This is a genomic window from Paraburkholderia sp. PGU19, assembly GCF_013426915.1.
In the GTDB taxonomy this organism is placed as follows: Bacteria; Pseudomonadota; Gammaproteobacteria; order Burkholderiales; family Burkholderiaceae; genus Paraburkholderia.
In genome coordinates this window covers 3,419,653-3,436,343 of sequence record NZ_AP023179.1, presented here as the reverse complement: position 1 = coordinate 3,436,343, position 16,691 = coordinate 3,419,653, and the positions used below count along the sequence as shown (strand labels likewise).

The 16,691-nt window shown below is 63.3% G+C and carries 16 protein-coding genes; 6 read left to right on the top strand and 10 right to left on the bottom strand.

Features of this window, described 5'->3' with window-relative positions:
• Positions 1–148: 148 nt before the first annotated feature.
• Complete coding sequence (locus tag H1204_RS15605; protein ID WP_180729018.1) at positions 149–1,417, top strand: Hsp70 family protein; 1,269 nt, start codon at positions 149–151, stop codon at positions 1,415–1,417.
• Positions 1,418–1,519: 102 nt separating this feature from the next.
• On the opposite strand, the gene H1204_RS15600 is transcribed toward H1204_RS15605, so the two are convergent.
• Positions 1,520–1,723, bottom strand: coding sequence for a cold-shock protein (locus H1204_RS15600; RefSeq protein ID WP_007731769.1), 204 nt, complete (start codon positions 1,721–1,723; stop codon positions 1,520–1,522).
• A 450-nt stretch (positions 1,724–2,173) separates the two neighbouring features.
• On the opposite strand from H1204_RS15600, the gene H1204_RS15595 reads away from it, so the two are divergent.
• Positions 2,174–3,778 (top strand): APC family permease, encoded by a 1,605-nt coding sequence (locus H1204_RS15595; RefSeq protein WP_180729017.1) that lies wholly within the window; start codon positions 2,174–2,176, stop codon positions 3,776–3,778.
• 76 nt (positions 3,779–3,854) lie between these two features.
• Here the strand turns inward: H1204_RS15595 and H1204_RS15590 are convergent, their stop codons facing one another.
• The 7 genes from H1204_RS15590 to H1204_RS15560 form a co-directional block, all read right to left on the bottom strand.
• Positions 3,855–4,640, bottom strand: coding sequence for a class III extradiol ring-cleavage dioxygenase (locus H1204_RS15590; RefSeq protein ID WP_042313793.1), 786 nt, complete (start codon positions 4,638–4,640; stop codon positions 3,855–3,857).
• A gap of 136 nt (positions 4,641–4,776) precedes the next feature.
• On the bottom strand, positions 4,777–5,376 hold the full coding sequence (locus H1204_RS15585) for a UbiX family flavin prenyltransferase (protein ID WP_180729016.1): 600 nt from the start codon (positions 5,374–5,376) through the stop codon (positions 4,777–4,779).
• Positions 5,377–5,414: 38 nt separating this feature from the next.
• On the bottom strand, positions 5,415–5,726 hold the full coding sequence (gene grxD / locus H1204_RS15580; RefSeq protein ID WP_054918684.1) for a Grx4 family monothiol glutaredoxin: 312 nt from the start codon (positions 5,724–5,726) through the stop codon (positions 5,415–5,417).
• A gap of 124 nt (positions 5,727–5,850) precedes the next feature.
• Complete coding sequence (gene prmC, locus H1204_RS15575) at positions 5,851–6,699, bottom strand: peptide chain release factor N(5)-glutamine methyltransferase (protein WP_180729015.1); 849 nt, start codon at positions 6,697–6,699, stop codon at positions 5,851–5,853.
• Positions 6,700–6,708: 9 nt separating this feature from the next.
• Positions 6,709–7,791, bottom strand: coding sequence for a peptide chain release factor 1 (gene prfA, locus H1204_RS15570; protein ID WP_180729014.1), 1,083 nt, complete (start codon positions 7,789–7,791; stop codon positions 6,709–6,711).
• Positions 7,792–7,935: 144 nt separating this feature from the next.
• Complete coding sequence (gene hemA / locus H1204_RS15565) at positions 7,936–9,222, bottom strand: glutamyl-tRNA reductase (RefSeq protein WP_180729013.1); 1,287 nt, start codon at positions 9,220–9,222, stop codon at positions 7,936–7,938.
• Positions 9,223–9,275: 53 nt separating this feature from the next.
• Positions 9,276–10,022 (bottom strand): response regulator transcription factor, encoded by a 747-nt coding sequence (locus tag H1204_RS15560; RefSeq protein ID WP_180729012.1) that lies wholly within the window; start codon positions 10,020–10,022, stop codon positions 9,276–9,278.
• Between the two features lie 187 nt (positions 10,023–10,209).
• Here H1204_RS15560 and H1204_RS15555 point away from each other — a divergent pair, with 187 nt between their 5' ends.
• The 4 genes from H1204_RS15555 to H1204_RS15540 all read left to right on the top strand — a co-directional run bounded on the left by H1204_RS15555 (position 10,210) and on the right by H1204_RS15540 (position 13,647).
• Positions 10,210–10,464, top strand: a complete 255-nt coding sequence (locus H1204_RS15555) for a hypothetical protein (protein WP_180729011.1) — start codon at positions 10,210–10,212, stop codon at positions 10,462–10,464.
• Between the two features lie 19 nt (positions 10,465–10,483).
• On the top strand, positions 10,484–12,298 hold the full coding sequence (locus tag H1204_RS15550) for an aminopeptidase P family protein (RefSeq protein WP_180729010.1): 1,815 nt from the start codon (positions 10,484–10,486) through the stop codon (positions 12,296–12,298).
• Positions 12,299–12,475: 177 nt separating this feature from the next.
• The gene (locus tag H1204_RS15545; RefSeq protein ID WP_180729009.1) at positions 12,476–13,027 is read left to right on the top strand and encodes a cysteine hydrolase family protein; all 552 of its coding nucleotides are present in this window, start codon (positions 12,476–12,478) and stop codon (positions 13,025–13,027) included.
• Entirely contained in the window at positions 13,024–13,647 is a 624-nt protein-coding gene (locus tag H1204_RS15540; protein WP_180729008.1) for an HAD family phosphatase, read from the top strand. Before H1204_RS15545 ends, H1204_RS15540 begins: the two co-directional genes overlap by 4 nt.
• 19 nt (positions 13,648–13,666) lie before the next feature.
• Here the strand turns inward: H1204_RS15540 and H1204_RS15535 are convergent, their stop codons facing one another.
• The gene (locus H1204_RS15535; RefSeq protein ID WP_180730975.1) at positions 13,667–14,806 is read right to left on the bottom strand and encodes a DUF748 domain-containing protein; all 1,140 of its coding nucleotides are present in this window, start codon (positions 14,804–14,806) and stop codon (positions 13,667–13,669) included.
• 213 nt (positions 14,807–15,019) lie between these two features.
• Positions 15,020–16,687 carry an energy-dependent translational throttle protein EttA gene (gene ettA, locus H1204_RS15530; protein WP_180729007.1) on the bottom strand — a complete coding sequence of 556 codons (1,668 nt, stop codon included), beginning with the start codon at positions 16,685–16,687 and terminating at the stop codon, positions 15,020–15,022.
• Positions 16,688–16,691: the final 4 nt, after the last annotated feature.

Here is a 16,691-nt window from a genome sequence, read left to right as displayed (position 1 = left end):
CGAGCCCGGCGCGACCTTTCGATGAAGCAATCTGCATTCCCCATCGCCGCAGCGTGGACTGCGCGCTCCCGGTTGATGGTGTCACAGCTTTCATGTTACAAAGCCCGTCCTTTTTCTGTGCGCGCCTGCGTGAGCGGCGAATCCTGCCATGACCTATTGCGCGATTGACTTCGGCACGTCGAATTCGGCGGTTGCCGTTCCTGTCGGCGGTTCTCCAGCCGGGCAGGCGACGCTGAAGCTGGCGCCTGTAGAAGGCGCCTACACGACGCTGCCTACGGCCGTCTTCTTCAACACCGACGAAAACCGGCGCGAGTACGGCCGCGCGGCGCTCGAAGCGTATGTCGACGGCTTCGACGGCCGGCTGATGCGCTCGATGAAGAGCATTCTCGGCTCTGCGCTCGCCGACAACAATACGGATCTCGGCGACGGCTCCGCGATCAAATACACGGACGTGATCGCGATCTTCGTCACGCATCTGAAGCGCTGCGCGGAACAGACGGCGGGTACGCCGATCAGCCGCGCGGTGCTCGGGCGCCCGGTGTTTTTCGTCGACGACGATCCGCGCGCCGATCAGCTTGCGCAGCAGCAGCTCGAAGCGGCGGCGCGCTCGGTGGGTCTCGACGAAATTCACTTCCAGTACGAGCCGATCGCGGCCGCCTTCGATTACGAAGCGCATCTGACGCAAGAAGGGCTGGTGTTGGTGGCGGATATCGGCGGCGGCACGTCGGACTTCTCGCTGGTGCGCGTCGGGCCGGAGCGGATGAAGCGTATCGAGCGCAAGGACGATGTGCTCGCGCATCACGGCGTGCACGTCGCCGGAACGGACTTCGACCGGCGCGTCGAGCTGGCGACGATCCTGCGCGAACTCGGCTATCAATCGCTCGATCCGGAAGGGCGCGAGATGCCGAACCGCATTTACTTCGATCTCGCCACCTGGCATCTGATCAACACGATCTATACGCCCAAGCGCGTGTCCGAGCTTGCGTTGATGCGGCACCTGTATTCGAACACGCGGCATCACGACCGGCTGATGCGCGTCGTCGAGCAGCGTTTCGGCCATGCGCTCGCGGCGCACGCGGAAGAAGCGAAGATCGGTGTCGCGGCGGGCGGCGAGACGCTGATCGATCTGGAAATCGTCGAGGAGGATTTGCGCCTCGCATTCGACGAAGCGCAACTGATTGCGGCGGGCAAGGATGAGACGCAGCGCATCGTCCAGGCTGCGCGCGATACCGTGCAACGTGCGGGCGTCGCGCCGCGCGATGTCGATGCGCTGTACTTCACGGGTGGATCGACGGGATTAGCGTTTTTGTCGGGCGCGCTAGCTGCGGCTTTTCCCGATGCGCGTCCCGTATTCGGCGATCGCCTCGCCAGCGTTGCAACTGGCTTAGGCATTCACGCGCAGCGCGTCTTCCGGTAAACCGGTAAAGATTTTAGATTTCGCGCCGAAATCCCGATTAACGCAGAAAAGAAAAAACCCCGCCTAGGCGGGGTTTTTCTGCGTTCCGGAAGGAAGCTAAGCTTAGACCGGCTTGATGTTAGCGGCCTGCTTGCCCTTCGGGCCCGTCTTGACGTCGTAGGTAACCTTTTGGTTTTCCTGCAGCGTCTTGAAGCCTTCTACGCGGATTTCCGAGAAATGCGCGAACAGATCTTCGCCGCCGGCGTCCGGCGTGATAAAACCAAAGCCCTTTGCGTCATTGAACCACTTGACGGTACCGGTTTCCATATTACTGTTTCCTAAAAATGGTAAATAAGGCCGAAGCCCGAGTGTGCATGAAAATCAAGGAAGGGTAATAGGACCAACCGGAGTACCGTTGATGGGCGAACTACGAAAGAACCAATTCACTCGCCGCTTGAAATCCTGCCCGTCCTTTATACGGGCATTTCGAGAGAAGGTCAACCGTAATCTTTAAATCCTCATATAGATCGGGGCTATTAGGCACCAAAATGCTTACAAAGCTTGCCATTTTCGCGATTTTTTTGTAGGGCTCAAACGTATTTTGACTGCAATCGCGGTGCAACCGTTAAACTACGCCCCGCGCTCGACCGGTTGCACCTGTGGAAGAAACCCGCAATCGCGCTCGCGACCGCCCGCCGTATGCCCTGGTCTTTCCTATGACTTCTAGCCGTGTCTAACGGCCGCGGCAGCGGCGTGCTTTCAGATATAGGAGAAGACGTGAAAAGTTCTATTCAACGGCACATCGGCCCTTTCGCGCTGATGCTGACGGGGCTCGGTTCGATTATCGGGTCCGGCTGGCTGTTCGGCGCCTGGAAGGCGGCCAAGATTGCGGGCCCTGCGGCCCTGTGCGCGTGGGTGATCGGTGCGGTGGTGATTCTCGCAATCGCGCTGACCTATGCGGAACTCGGCGCGATGTTCCCCGAGTCCGGCGGCATGGTTCGTTATGCGCGCTACTCGCACGGCGCGCTGGTGGGCTTTATCAGCGCGTGGGCCAACTGGATCGCAATCGTGTCGGTGATTCCGATCGAGGCCGAAGCGTCGATCCAGTACATGAGCACCTGGCCGTACCAATGGGCGCACAACCTCTTTATCAACAGCGAACTGACGACGCCGGGCCTACTGCTCTCGGCCGTGCTGGTGGTCATCTACTTCCTGCTGAATTACTGGGGCGTGAAGGTGTTCGCACGCGCTAACACCACCATCACGATCTTCAAGTTCATCATCCCGGGCCTGACGATTCTCGGTCTGATGATGAGTGGCTTCCACAAGGAAAACCTGGGCGAAAGTCTTGGCGGCGCGGGCGTGTTCGCGCCGTATGGCTGGTCGGCCGTGCTGACGGCGGTGGCGACGAGCGGCATCGTGTTCGCGTTCAACGGCTTCCAGAGCCCGATCAACCTGGCAGGCGAAGCGCGCAATCCGGCGAAGAGCGTGCCGTTCGCGGTGATCGGCTCGATCCTGCTGGCGCTGGTGATCTACGTGCTGCTGCAGATCGCGTATATCGGCGCGGTGAACCCGGCTGACGTGGTGAAGGGCTGGAATCAGTTCAACTTCAAGTCGCCGTTCGCGGAACTGGCAATCGCGCTGAACCTGAACTGGCTGGCAATCCTGCTGTATGTCGACGCGTTCGTGAGCCCGAGCGGCACGGGCACGACCTATATGGCGACCACCACGCGCATGATCTACGCGATGGAGCGTAACAACACGATGCCGAAGATGTTCGGCACCGTGCATCCGCTGTATGGCGTACCGCGTCCGGCGATGTGGTTCAACCTGTTCGTATCGTTCATCTTCCTGTTCTTCTTCCGTGGCTGGAGTTCGCTGGCGGCCGTCATTTCGGTGGCGACGGTGATTTCGTATCTGACGGGCCCGATCAGCCTGATGGCGCTGCGCCGCGCGGCGACCGACCTCGAGCGTCCGCTGCACATTCGCGGCATGAGCGTGATCGCGCCGTTCGCATTCGTGTGCGCGTCGCTGATCCTGTACTGGGCGAAGTGGCCGCTGACGGGCGAGATCATCCTGCTGATGATCGTGGCGCTCCCCGTGTTCTTCTACTTCCAGGCAAAATCGGGCTTCGGAGGCTTCAACCAGGATCTGAAGGCGGCATGGTGGCTGGTCGCGTATCTGCCTGTGATGGCGATCCTGTCGCTGATCGGCAGCAAGCAGTTTGGCGGTCTGGGCGTGCTGCCGTATGGCTGGGACATGCTGGTCGTGATCGCGTTCTCGTTGATCTTCTACTACTGGGGCGTGCATACGGGCTATCGCACCGAGTATCTGAACGAGCGTGAATCGCACGATGAGATTCTCGAAGGCATCGGCGCCTGATCGACTGTCTGACCAATAAAAAAGCCCGCCAGATTCTGGCGGGCTTTTTTGTATGCGCGACGCGCCCCGAGAACGCTTACGCGTTGCCGAACACGTAGTTCGTCATCGCCAGCGAGCGCTGGAACGTCCCGAGTGACTGAATGCCGAGCTTGTAGTCGTCAGGGGCGGCACCCAGTGCGGCGAACACGGGCAGCAGGTGTTCATCGGTTGGATGCATGAACGCGGCGTGCGGCGCCTGACGCCGGTAATCGAGCAACGCATCGATATCGCGGTCGGCGAGGCGCGCCTCGAACCAGTCGGTGAATTCGGTCACACGCGGATCGGCGTCTTCCGGCCGCGCCGAGAAATCCGCTTCGCGCAGATTGTGCGTGATCTGCCCCGAGCCGACGATCATCACGCCCTCGTCCTGCAGCGGGCGCAGCGCGCGCCCAACGCGGAAGTGATGCGCGGGATCGAGCCTCGGCTGGATCGACAGTTGCGCGATCGGCACGTCAGCGTGCGGGAACATCAGCAGCATCGGCACCCATGCGCCGTGGTCGAGACCGTGAGGTTGCGTCGCGGTCGGAATGCCCTGTTCGCCGAGCAGCGCGGCGGCGCGGCGCGCGATATCGGGCGCGCCCGGCGCCGGGTACTGAATCTCGTACAACTGACGCGGGAAGCCATAGAAGTCGTGAATCGTCTCAGGCGCGTCCGACGTGCTGGCTGCGGGTTGCTGCGTCATCCAATGGGCGGACAGCATCAGGATCGCTTTCGGGCGCGGCACTTCAGCAGACAGGGACGCGAATTCCGCGCGTGGCATCGACGGGTCGATTGGCAGCGTCGGCGCACCGTGCGACAGGAACAGGGAAGGCAAGCGGGTCATGGCAGTGCGGGCCGGATGAAGGCCGGATAAGTTTCGTTGAAGCGAATATAAGCCCGCACTGTCATTTGATAAACGGCGAAACGGGGATTTGATTGTCTCGTGGCAGTTGTGAATCCAGTGGCGTCAGCGGCGCGCTTCACTGCGACGGACTGTTCAACCCTTGCCACGCGGGCGCCAGCGCTGGACCCAGCGCGAACAGGTCGAGCACGCGGGCGACGGTATCGTCGACCATCTGATCGATCGTCTCGGGCCGATTGTAAAAGGCGGGCAGCGGCGGAAAAATCACGCCGCCCATTTCGGTGACGGCCGTCATGTTGCGCAGATGTGCGAGGTTGAACGGCGTTTCGCGCACCATCAGCACGAGCCGTCGACGTTCCTTCAGCGTGACATCGGCGGCGCGCGTGATCAGATTGTCGGAAAGGCCGTGCGCGATGCTCGCGAGCGTTTTCATCGAACACGGCGCGACGATCATGCCGTCGGTCGCGAACGAGCCAGACGCGATGCTCGCGCCGACGTCGCGCACGGAATGAACGACATCCGCGAGCGGATGCACGTCTTCACGCGACAATTGGAGTTCGTGCTGGATATTGAGCCATCCTGCGCTGGAAATCAGCAGATGGCTTTCGACGCCGCCCAGTTTGCGCAGCGTCTGGAGCAGCCGGACGCCGTAGATGGCGCCCGTCGCTCCCGTGATGGCGACAATGAGACGGCGAGGCGCCGCGGCGCGTGTTTCCATGACGTGCGGCGCCGTCTCTCGTGGCTCAGTTGCGTGGCTCAGGCGGCAGCGAAGAGTTGCTGCAGTTCGCCCGACTGATACATCTCCATCATGATGTCCGAGCCGCCGACGAATTCACCGTTGACGTACAGCTGCGGGATGGTCGGCCAGTTCGAGAATTCCTTGATGCCCTGGCGTACGGCGTCGTCTTCGAGGACGTTGACCGTCTTGAACTGATCGACGCCGCATGCCTTCAGAATCTGCACCGCGCGGCCCGAGAAGCCGCACATCGGGAATTGCGCGTTGCCTTTCATGAAGAGCACGACGGGGTTTTCGTCGACGATTTGCTTGATGCGTTGTTGCGTGTCCATGACTGACCTTGCGGTTCCGGTGTGTATAAGAGATAGAGTGAAATGATAGCGGATTTCTCTGATAGCGACCGGCGGCTGGATCGGCGCGAATAGCCGCTGTTGCAGAACGCCGCGCCGCGGCGTGTCAGGCCGGCCAGCGACCGCCGCTGATGCGTTCGATATCCGCTAGATCGCATTCCGAGCGCACGTCGGCAAAACCTTGCGCCGTGAGGATCGCGCGAACGGCTTCGGCCTGATCGTAGCCGTGCTCCATCCACAGCACGCCGTTCGGCACGAGCCGGGCCGGCGCGCCGGCGACGATCGCGCGGATCGCCGAGAGGCCGTCGGCCCCGTCGGTGAGCGCGCCGCGCGGCTCGAAACGCAGATCGCCTTGCGACAGGTGCGGGTCGCCACTCGCGATATACGGCGGGTTGCTGACAATTACGTCGAACGTGAGCGAGTCGTCGAGCGCGGCGTACCAGTCGCTTTGCGCGAATTGCAGGTCGCCGCCGGGACGTTTCGGTTCGAGAAGCCTCACTGCGTTGCGCCGGGCGACTTCCAGCGCTTCAGTTGAGCGATCGACGGCCCAAACCCGCGCGTCCGGCCGCGACCACGCGATTGACACGGCAATCGCCCCCGTGCCCGTGCCGAGGTCGAGCACGCGCGAGCGCGGGGCGCGGCCTTCAAGCGCCTGCACAGCCGTTTCGACGAGCAGTTCGGTTTCGGGGCGCGGAATCAATACGTCGCGCGTGACGTGGAAATCGAGACCGAAGAACTCCCGTGAGCCGATCAGTTGCGCGATCGGCTCGCCCGCCACGCGCCGTGCTTCCAGATCGCGAAAGGTCGCCACCTTGGCGGCATCGAGCGCGTCGTCGGCGCGCGTGATCAGCTCCGTGCGGCGCCACTCCAGCGCGTGTCCGAGCAGAATGCGCGCTTCCAGCGCGGGCAGCGGCGACGCGCGCAGCAACGTGGCGACGGTATCGACGGTACTCATGCGCGTGGCTCAGTCCGCGTCGCCGAGCGACGCGAGCAGTTCCGCCTGATGTTCGGACACGAGCGCCGCGATCAGCTCGTCGAGATCGCCTTCCATCAGCGCTTCGAGGCGATACAGCGTCAAGTTGATCCGGTGATCGGTGAGACGGCCTTGCGGGAAGTTGTACGTGCGAATGCGCTCCGAGCGGTCGCCCGAGCCGATCAGGCTCTTGCGGGTGGCGGCTTCCTTCGCATGCTGCTCGTGGTACTGCTTGTCCTTGATACGCGCGGCGAGCACTTTCAGCGCGCGATCCTTGTTCTTGTGCTGCGAACGGTCGTCCTGACATTCGACGACGATGCCCGTCGGCAAGTGAGTGACGCGTACGGCTGAGTCGGTCTTGTTGATGTGCTGGCCGCCCGCGCCGGACGCGCGGAACGTGTCGATGCGCAGATCGGCGGGATTGATTTCGACTTCGCCGATTTCGTCCGCTTCCGGCATCACCGCCACCGTGCACGCCGACGTATGGATACGGCCCTGCGTTTCGGTTGCGGGCACGCGCTGTACGCGGTGGCCGCCCGATTCGAACTTAAGCTTCGAATACGCGGCGTCGCCCGCAATCCGCACGATCACTTCCTTGTAGCCGCCCAGATCCGATTCGCTCGCCGACATCATCTCGACCTGCCAGCGGTTGCGTTCCGCGTAGCGCAGATACATGCGCAGCAGGTCGCCCGCGAACAGCGCCGATTCGTCGCCGCCCGTGCCCGCGCGGATTTCGAGGAAGATGTTGCGCTCGTCGTTCGGGTCTTTTGGCAGCAGCATTTTCTGCAACTCGCCTTCGAGCTTTTCCATTTGCTCGCGCGCCGAGCGGATTTCATCTTCCGCGAAGTCCTTCATCGATGCGTCCGACAGCAGTTCCTGCGCGGTGGCCGCGTCGTTCATCGACTGGCGCCAGAGAGCGTAGTGCTCGACGACGGGCTGCAGTTCCGCGTGTTCGCGCGTGAGCTTGCGGTACTGGTCGATGTTCGCCGTGATGTCTTCGCGGCTCAACAGGTCGTTCAGTTCGGCCAGCCGGGTGGTGAGCTGGTCGAGCTTGGCTTGCATGCTCGTTTTCATTGGGGCGGTCGGAGCGGGCTCCGGAAAGAACAGCTGGATTCGGGAAACCGGGAAGATAACCCGGGACGAAAGCCCCGGACAATGGGATGAAGCACCACGCGGGCCTGGTCGGCAACCCGCGCGATGCCGCGGCGTGTAGCGCCGCTAACGCTCGGAAGAGTGAGCGTGCTTGTAGAAACCGCTCATCAGTTCGATGAGCGAATCGCGTTCTTCGCTGCTGGCGCGGTTGAGCGCGTGCGTCGGACCGTGGATCAGCTTGTTGGTGAGCGCCTGCGACAGCGCTTCGAGCACGGCAGCGGGATCGTCGCCGCGCGCGAGTAGCTTTTGCGCTTTTTCGACTTCGGCGCGACGCAGCGCGTCGGCCTGCGTGTGCATGTGACGGATGACGGGCACGATGCTGCGCGCGTCGAGCCACTGCATGAAATTCTGCACGCGCGTTTCGATGATCGTCTCCGCCTGCGCGACGGCAGCCTGGCGCGAGGCATTGCCTTCGCGGACGATCGCGCCGAGGTCATCGACGGTGTACAGGAATACGTCTTCGAGCTTGCCGACTTCCGGTTCGATGTCGCGCGGCACGGCGAGATCGACCATGAAAATGGGGCGGTGACGGCGGGCCTTCACCGCGCGCTCGACGGCGCCAAGACCGATGATGGGCAGCGTCGATGCCGTGCACGACACGATGATGTCGAACTCGTGCATGCGCGTGGGCAATTCCGACAGCGGAATCGAGCGGCCATTGAAGCGGTCGGCGAGACGCTGGCCGCGTTCGGCCGTGCGATTCGCGACGACCAGCTCGCGCGGCTGTTGCGCGGCAAAGTGCGTCGCGCAAAGCTCGATCATCTCGCCCGCGCCGATGAACAGCACGCGCTGATTCGACACCTTGTCGAAAATCCGCTGTGCGAGGCGCACCGCCGCGGCGGCCATCGAAACCGATTGCGCCCCGATTTCAGTCGTGGTGCGCACCTCTTTCGCGACGGCGAAGGTACGCTGGAACAACTGGTTCAGATACGTCCCGAGCGCGCCAGCTTCCGACGCCGTGCGCACTGCATCCTTCATCTGGCCCACGATCTGCGTCTCGCCCAGCACCATCGAATCCAGCCCCGACGCGACGCGAAACGCGTGGCGCACGGCTTCCGACTGCGGCAGCGCGTACACGTGCGGCGCGAGTTCGTCGATGGTGATGTTGTGGTACTTCGACAGCCAGTGGATGGCGGCTTCGCGGGCGGCCTGGTCGTCGGTGGCGCAGTAGAGTTCGGTGCGGTTGCAGGTGGACAGAATGGCCGCTTCTGGCGCCGTGCGGGCCGTGCGGCCGAGGAAGATGTCCTTGAACGTCGAGAGCGCCGGCTTGATCTGTTCGACCGGAAACGCCACGCGTTCGCGCAAGGCGACGGGCGCGGTGTGGTGGTTGATTCCGATCGTTAGCAGTTGCACGGGGACTCTACGGCTTTTTGGGCGCGGTATTGGGGCTATGGTTAGGCCCAATATTATAGCGTTTCCGCGATTCTTTCAGTCGGCGTGGGTTTATCCGCGATATCCGTGTTTTCGACGGGAATCTGGTCCAGACGGTAGCCGTAGCCGTACAGCGGCGTAAGGGTGTAGCCGAATTCGGGCCGCAGTTCGAGCTTGGTGCGGATGCGCGACGCGTGCGTGTCGAGCGTGCGCGACTTTACGTCGCGGCGGCGCGACCAGACCGTCTCCAGGATGTGTGCGCGCGACACCGGCCGCGACATGTTGGTAAACAGCAGCAGCGCGAACTGCAGTTCTTTTGGCGTCAGGGTGACGCTCTGTCCCCGAAAGCTGACGATCGAGTGGCCGGCGTCGAACGCATATTCGCCGAACATTTCGCGCACCCGGTTGCGCGGGCGGCGAATGCCGGCGCGGCGCATCAGCGCTTCGATGCGGGCCAGCATTTCGGGGCCGCGCACGGGCTTCGACAGGCAGTCGTCGGCGCCCGACTGCAACATGGCGACCAGTTCGCTTTCGCGGGGCATCGTCATCATGGCGATGACGGGCAAGCCCGGCAGAACCTGGCGCACCCGCATGATCACGTCTTCGGCAGCGGCGTCGCCGCAATACGCGTCGGTGACGAGGAGATCGAAGAACTCGCTTGCGGCGCCTGTCAAAAAAGGCGCGCTGGAGGGGAAGTGATGACAGGCATGCCCTCCGGCAAGCAGTAGCCGGCCGACGATTTCCGCATGCCGGAGGTCAGGTTCAATAAGGGCAATTCGCATGGACGGTGGGGTGGGCGCAGCGATCTGGCACGGGAGGCTTTCAGCTTGCTTAACCTAATCCCGGCCCCTAAACTCAACCGCTACGCAGAAAGCCGCGTGGACCTTCTAGTGAAAGAGAAAAAATGCTAGCCATCGATAAAACAGCCGCCTATCAGAACAGTCTTAATTTGATCGGCGGTGGACGCTAATGGGCTGGCCCGGACTGATCATTCTTGGCGCCGTCGTCGGCGCGGCCAGTTGGTGGCTGCACCCGCTGCGGCGCGCGAGCCACGTGGTGCTGTGGATGGCGATGCTGATCGGCGTGGCGGGTGCCGTCATCGCGCACATGGTCGGCAATGTCACTCAACTCTTCCACGACGGCGACACGCTCGAGTGGCCCGTCTGCACCGCTATCGCGCTTGTTGCCGTTGCCGTGACGGTCGGCTTGTTCTCCCGTCGATGAATTCTTGCAGGTGAAACCGATGAACGTACGACTCCCCGAAACCACCTCGATCCCCGAGCGCATTGCGCAACTGCGCGGCGCCATGAAGCAGGCTGGGCTCGCCGCCTGCCTCGTGCCATCGGCGGACCCGCATCTTTCCGAATATCTGCCTGGCCGCTGGCAAGGCCGCGAATGGCTGTCGGGCTTCACCGGCTCGGTCGGCACGCTGGTCGTGACGGCGGATTTCGCCGGGCTGTGGGTCGACAGCCGCTATTGGGTGCAGGCCGACGCGCAACTGGCGGGCACGGGCATCCAGCTGATGAAGATGTTCGGCGGGCAGCAAAGCGCGCCGCACATCGACTGGCTGGCGCAGAACGTGCCAGCGGGCGCGACGGTCGGCGTCGACGGCGCGGTGCTCGGCGTGGCGGCGGCGCGCGCGCTGACCGACGCGTTGACGGCTCGCGGCGTCGAGCTGCGCACTGACCTCGATCTGCTCGACACCGTCTGGCCGCAGCGTCCGTCGCTGCCGACGGGCGCCGTCTACGAACACGTCGCGCCGCACGCTAGCGTCTCGCGCGCGCAGAAGCTGGACCAGATCCGCCGCGCGATGCAGGAAAAAGGCGCGCAGTGGCACTTCATCTCCACGCTCGACGACCTCGCCTGGCTGTTGAACCTGCGCGGCGCGGACGTGAACTACAACCCGGTGTTCGTAGCGCACGCGTTGATCGGGTTGGAGCGCGCGTCGCTGTTCGTGGTCGACGGCAAGGTGCCGGCGGAACTGACCGAGTCGCTCGCGCGCGACGGCATTCGCGTCGAGGCCTACGCGAAAGCGGCTGACGCGCTCGCCGCGCTGCCGAACGGCCAGACGCTGCTAATCGACCCGCGCCGCATTACGTATGGCCTGCTGCAATCGGTGCCTGCTTCGGTGGCGATCGTCGAGGCTGTGAATCCATCCACTTTCTTCAAGTCGCGCAAGACGGAAGCCGAAGCCGAACACGTGCGCGCGACGATGGAGCAGGACGGCGCAGCACTGGCCGAATTTTTCGCATGGTTCGAAGGCGCGTTGGGCCGCGAAACGATTACCGAACTGACCATCGACGAAAAGCTCACGGCGGCGCGCGCGCGCCGACCGGGCTTCGTCACGCTGAGCTTCGCGACCATCGCCGGCTTCAACGCGAACGGCGCGATGCCGCATTACCGCGCGACACCCGCGTCGCATTCGACGATCGAAGGCAACGGCCTGCTGCTGATCGACTCGGGCGGCCAGTATCTGAGCGGCACGACGGACATCACGCGCGTCGTGCCCATCGGTACGATCAACGACGAACATCGGCGCGACTTCACGACCGTGCTGAAGGGCATGATGGCGCTGTCGCGGGCGAAGTTTCCGCGCGGCATCCGTTCGCCGATGCTCGACTCGATCGCGCGCGCGCCGATCTGGGAAGCGGGTGCGGACTACGGACATGGCACGGGCCACGGCGTCGGCTACTTCCTGAACGTCCACGAAGGCCCGCAGGTGATTTCGCACTACGCGCCCGCCGAGGCGTGGACGGCGATGGAAGAGGGGATGATCACGTCGATCGAGCCGGGTATTTACCGTCCGGGCAAATGGGGCATCCGCATCGAAAATCTGGTGCTGAACCGCGCGGCAGGGAAGACCGAGTTCGGCGATTTCCTCGAATTCGAAACGCTGACGCTGTGCCCGATCGACACGCGCTGCGTCGCGTTGAACCTGTTGAACGATGACGAGCGCGCGTGGCTCAACGCGTATCACGAGATGGTGCGCGCCCGCGTGTCGCCGCATGTGTCGGGCGACGCGAAAGCGTGGCTCGAGACGCGCACGCAGCCGGTCTGACGCGCTGCGCCGCGTTCCGCTGCGCGATCGATCGAAAGCAACGCGAGTCGATCGTGCAGCGGGTTTTCACACACAATCCCATTCGCAGCTATGTTGACGAGTCGCTTCTAAACGGTGACTCGGCCTTTTAACGTCGCCGTTTCGCTCAATCCATCACCAACGAATAGCGAGGCTCCCATGTCCGGTGTTGCCGTCATCGTCATCGACGTACAGCAGATGTTCTTCAGCGGGCCTTCGCCCGCGTATCGCGGCGAAGCAGTAATCGACGGCATCAACCGGCTCGCGGCCGTGGCGCGCAAGGCGAATGCGCCCGTCTTCTTCGTGCAGCACGAGAGCGACGCAAACGGACCGCTCGCGCGCGGCAGCGACGCGTGGCAGTTGCCCGCCACGCTCGTGCGCGAGCAAACGGACGCGTCGATCTACAAGACAGTCGGCGATTCGTTCCATGAGACGCCGCTTGCCGATCAGCTCCGTCAACAAGACATCGATAGCGTGGTGATCTGTGGTTATGCGTCCGAGTTCTGCGTCAACGCAACGGCGCGCCGCGCCGAACTGCTCGGCCTGCGCACCACGATCGCCGCCGATCTGCACACCACGCAAGACAAGCCGCACCTCGCCGCCGACAAGATCGTCGAGCACCAGAACTTCGTCTGGACAAACTCGTCGATGACGGGCAAGCGCGTCAAGGTGCGTCCTCTCGCTGACATTCTGCAAACGGAGTTCGCATGACCATCAAGGCAGTCGTATTCGATTTCGGCGGCGTGTTGATCGACTGGAGCCCGCAGTATCTGTATCGCGAACTGATTCCCGACGATGCCGAGCGCGCATGGTTCCTGTCGAATGTCTGCACGATGGACTGGGTCATCCGTCAGGACGGCGGCCAGCCGATCGCGGAAGGCACGGCCGAACTGGTCGCGAAGTTTCCCGGGCACGAAGCGCTGATTCGCGCGTTTTACGAGCGCTGGCATCAAATGGTGGCGGGCCAACTCGACGACGGCGTCGCGACGGTGGAGAAGCTCGAAGCCGCGAATGTGCCGCTCTTCGGCCTGACGAACTGGTCGGACGAGACCTTCCCCTACGCGTGGGAGCACTACCCCGTGCTGCGGCGGTTCAAGGATATCGTCGTGTCGGGGCGCGTGAAGATGGTCAAGCCCGACCCGGCGATTTTCGCGGAGATGCTAAGCCGTATCCGCGCGCATCTGCCGGAAATCGAGGCGCACGAACTGGTTTTCATCGACGACAACCTCAAGAACGCAGCCGCCGCGACGGAACTGGGCTGGCACGGCGTGCATCACACGAACGCCGCGCAAACGGAAGCGAAACTCAGGGAACTGGGTCTTCCCGTGTAAGACCGCGTTGAAGCGGGCCTCACTGTCCCAGCAAATTCTTCAGCGCGTTCCCAAGCCCTTTCACCGTCTCGCCCGCGCCCTTCGCGACGCCCTCGGCGCTGACGCCGAGCGCCTTCGCGAAGTTCGCGCGCAGCTCCGTCATCACGCTTTCATTGAGCTTGAACTTCGGGTCGCGCAGATTGCCGTCTATGACGAAGTGCAGCGTGATGTCGTCGCCGTGTTGTTTGAGCGCGGCGACGGCGGCGCGCGTCGGGATCTGCATGAACGTGTCGAGCGGGTCGTCCGTCGCGGCCAGTTGCAGATGATGCAGCGTGACCGTGCCCGGCGCATGAATGTGATAGCTCGTCACCGTCGCCTGCAGGTTGAGGTCGAGCGTGCCGCCCGTCACCTGCGTTTTCGCGCCGGCCTTTTTCAACAGATAGGGATCGAGCGTCAAGACATCGACGCCGCGCAGCGTCGTAGTCGTCTGCGAATCCTTGGTGGCAATCTTCATCCAGCCGTCGAACGTCACCGTGCCCGTGTGCGCCGGCCCTTTGATCGAGCCTTTGACGGACAGACTGGTCGGTTCGGTGAGATCGGGCAGATGGATGTGGTCGACGCTCGCGCTCGCGTCACTGACTGTCACCTTGTAAGGCGGCTTGCGGATCATCTCGTCGTAGAAGACGAACTGGCCGTCCGCGAACGCGATGTGGTCGATGAGTTTCTCGGCGGGTAGCGGCGGCCGGTTCGACGCCGCGCCGCTCGCTTCGCTTGCCGGCTGGCCGGGACGGCTCACCGTTTGACGCAGCTTCGGCAAGATTTCCAGCTTGCCGCTCGCGGTGCGCACGAGCACGAGACTGAAGCCGCGCACCACGATGCTTTGCAGATGCACGCGATGCGCGAGCAGATCGCGGATGTCGGGTGTCATCGTGATTTCGTCGGCGGTGAAGGCGTCGGGTGTCGGCCAGTCGCTGGGCGCCGTCAGCCGGACATGGCGCAGCGTGATCGCCGAAAAACCGACGTCGATACTTTCCGCCGTACCGAGCGGCGCGAGCGCTTCGGCGACGCGCTCTTTCACTTCGTGTTGCACGAAATACAAGCCGCCGAGCGCAATCACGACGAGCACCACGATCGCGCCAGCGACGGCCAACGTCACGCGCTTGCCCATCGACATCGCCATGCCACCTCCTCGTCCGTGCGCCGGCCGTGGTTCGGGGTAGATAGGGTGGATCTTGCCGCGCTTCGGCACGCGGCGCAGGCAGCGGGTGCCTGCGTCTGAAACTGCCTGGATCGAATGCGACTTGCGAGTGATGGGAGCAACTCTCATGCCGTCCGCATCGAACCGTGCAAAACGGCCCGGCTGCGGACGGCGATACAGCGCAATAGCGGAGGCTTAACGGGTGATCGGCTTGTAGCGCAGACGCTTCGGACGCGCCGCTTCTTCGCCGAGACGCGCGCGCTTGTCCGCTTCGTACTCCTGGTAGTTACCGTTGAAGAAGGTGACTTGCGAATCGCCTTCGAACGCCAGAATGTGCGTGGCGATACGGTCGAGGAACCAGCGATCGTGCGAGATCACCATGACCGAGCCGGCGAATTCGAGCAGCGCGTCTTCGAGCGCGCGCAGCGTTTCGACGTCGAGGTCGTTCGACGGTTCGTCCAGCAGCAGCACGTTGCCGCCCGCGATCAGCGTCTTGGCCAGATGCAGACGGCCGCGCTCGCCGCCCGACAGATTGCCGACGATCTTCTGCTGGTCGCCGCCCTTGAAGTTGAAGCGGCCGATATACGCGCGCGACGGCGTTTCGTACTTGCCCACGGTGAGCACGTCTGCGCCGCCGGAGATGGCTTCGAACACCGTCTTCGAGCCGTCGAGCGCGTCGCGGCTCTGATCGACGTACGCGAGCTTGACGGTCGGGCCTTGCACGATTTCGCCCGAATCCGGCTGCTCCTTGCCCGTCAGCATGCGGAAGAGGGTCGACTTGCCGGCGCCGTTCGGGCCGATGATGCCGACGATCGCGCCCGCCGGAATCTTCAGGCTGAGGTCGTCGATGAGCAGGCGATCGCCATACGACTTGCTGACGTTCTTGAACTCGATCACTTCATTGCCGAGGCGGTCGCCGACGGGGATGAAGATTTCCTGCGTTTCATTGCGCTTCTGGTATTCCTGGCTGTTCAGTTCCTCGAAGCGGGCGATACGCGCCTTCGACTTCGCCTGACGGCCCTTCGGGTTCTGGCGCACCCATTCCAGTTCTTTCTTGATCGCCTTTTGACGCGCGGATTCGCTCGCTTCTTCCTGTTTCAGGCGCTCTTCCTTCTGGTCGAGCCAGCTGCTGTAGTTGCCCTTCCACGGAATGCCGTGGCCGCGGTCGAGTTCGAGAATCCACTCGGCGGCGTTGTCGAGGAAGTAGCGATCGTGGGTGACGGCGACGACGGTGCCGGGAAAGCGCGTGAGGAACTGTTCGAGCCATTCGACGGATTCGGCGTCGAGGTGGTTGGTCGGTTCGTCGAGCAGCAGCATGTCGGGCTTCTGGAGCAGCAGCTTGCACAGCGCGACGCGGCGCTTTTCGCCGCCCGACAGGTTCTCGATCTTCGCGTCCCACGCCGGCAGGCGCAGCGCGTCGGCGGCGACTTCGAGCTGTTGCTCGGGGCTGCCGCCGTCCGATGTCGCGAGGATGGCTTCGTACTTCGCCTGCTCGGCGGCGAGCGCGTCGAAGTCGGCGTCCGGCTCGGCGTAGGCGGCGTAGATTTCATCGAGCTTCTTTTGCGCGTGGAACACGTCGCCGAGACCGTCTTCGACGGCTTCGCGCACGGTCTGTTGCGGATCGAGCTGCGGCTCCTGCGGCAGATAGCCGATGTTCAGGTTCGGCATCGGCGTGGCTTCGCCTTCGATGTCCTTGTCGACGCCGGCCATGATCCTGATCAGCGTGGACTTGCCCGAGCCGTTCAGGCCGAGCAGGCCGATCTTGGCGCCGGGGAAGAATGACAGCGAGATGTCTTTCAGGATTTGACGCTTGGGCGGCACGATCTTGCCGACCCGGTTCATGGTGAAGACGTATTGGGCCATTTGC

Coding starts and splice junctions, on each gene's coding strand:
- H1204_RS15605 (WP_180729018.1), top strand. CDS start 149: ATGACCTATTGCGCGATTGACTTCGGCACGTCGAATTCGGCGGTTGCC.
- H1204_RS15600 (WP_007731769.1), bottom strand. CDS start 1,723: ATGGAAACCGGTACCGTCAAGTGGTTCAATGACGCAAAGGGCTTTGGT.
- H1204_RS15590 (WP_042313793.1), bottom strand. CDS start 4,640: ATGACCCGCTTGCCTTCCCTGTTCCTGTCGCACGGTGCGCCGACGCTG.
- H1204_RS15585 (WP_180729016.1), bottom strand. CDS start 5,376: ATGGAAACACGCGCCGCGGCGCCTCGCCGTCTCATTGTCGCCATCACG.
- grxD (WP_054918684.1), bottom strand. CDS start 5,726: ATGGACACGCAACAACGCATCAAGCAAATCGTCGACGAAAACCCCGTC.
- prmC (WP_180729015.1), bottom strand. CDS start 6,699: ATGAGTACCGTCGATACCGTCGCCACGTTGCTGCGCGCGTCGCCGCTG.
- prfA (WP_180729014.1), bottom strand. CDS start 7,791: ATGAAAACGAGCATGCAAGCCAAGCTCGACCAGCTCACCACCCGGCTG.
- H1204_RS15560 (WP_180729012.1), bottom strand. CDS start 10,022: ATGCGAATTGCCCTTATTGAACCTGACCTCCGGCATGCGGAAATCGTC.
- H1204_RS15555 (WP_180729011.1), top strand. CDS start 10,210: ATGGGCTGGCCCGGACTGATCATTCTTGGCGCCGTCGTCGGCGCGGCC.
- H1204_RS15550 (WP_180729010.1), top strand. CDS start 10,484: ATGAACGTACGACTCCCCGAAACCACCTCGATCCCCGAGCGCATTGCG.
- H1204_RS15545 (WP_180729009.1), top strand. CDS start 12,476: ATGTCCGGTGTTGCCGTCATCGTCATCGACGTACAGCAGATGTTCTTC.
- H1204_RS15540 (WP_180729008.1), top strand. CDS start 13,024: ATGACCATCAAGGCAGTCGTATTCGATTTCGGCGGCGTGTTGATCGAC.
- H1204_RS15535 (WP_180730975.1), bottom strand. CDS start 14,806: ATGGCGATGTCGATGGGCAAGCGCGTGACGTTGGCCGTCGCTGGCGCG.
- ettA (WP_180729007.1), bottom strand. CDS start 16,687: ATGGCCCAATACGTCTTCACCATGAACCGGGTCGGCAAGATCGTGCCG.